Origin of the sequence: Phormidium sp. CCY1219 (assembly GCF_035615515.1) — a bacterium.
Classification (GTDB): Bacteria; Cyanobacteriota; Cyanobacteriia; order Cyanobacteriales; family Laspinemataceae; genus CCY1219.
In genome coordinates, this window is record NZ_JAJENT010000061.1 from 1 (window position 1) to 591 (window position 591).

Here is a 591-nt window from a genome sequence, read left to right on the forward strand (position 1 = left end):
ACTTGCGACGACTGACGTAACACGATCGCATCGGCGCGAATCGGTTCGAGGGAAAGTTCTTTGACGGGTAATTCCACTAGGGCGATCGCTTCCCCAAGCAACCAGGTGGCTATATCCTGGGAGAACTCTTCCGCAATGAATTTACAAATATTGTCGTACATGGGCACCCTGACTGGCGAGTTGCTATTATTATAACCCGCCCCCAAGTTTTCTTTTTCCTGCAATTCCCGGACTATTTCTAAAGATAATCCGGTCATTTCCACCACGAACTCCACACTCATTCCTGCCGCCAGTAAATTGCCTGCCATTTCTTGGAGTCCTTCTTGGAATCCTTCTTGAAATCCTTCTTGGAATCCTTCTTGGAATCCTTCGGCTCTGCCTTCTTCAATTAGCTCTTGATAAATCCCCGACTCTTTCATCATCATTCTCCTAACTCATTCACCCCATTGGAGGGTGCATTAATGAATTCACCCTCCAATAAAGTCGAAGTGCGGCTGGCGGAAAAACTCGGCAAGATTAATTGTCCATCTGCGCCTGCAATTCCCGGACTTGTTCTAAAGACAATCCGGTAAATCCAGCCACTCGCTCCAC

Annotated in this window: 1 protein-coding gene; it reads right to left on the reverse strand. The window is 47.5% G+C overall.

Annotated features, from left to right (window positions below; all coding sequences use genetic code 11):
- Nucleotides 1-425: Yae1 family protein (locus LKK83_RS00425; protein WP_324628770.1), on the reverse strand; the 425-nt coding region annotated here is incomplete at its 3' end.
- Between the last annotated feature and the right edge of the window lie 166 nt (nt 426-591).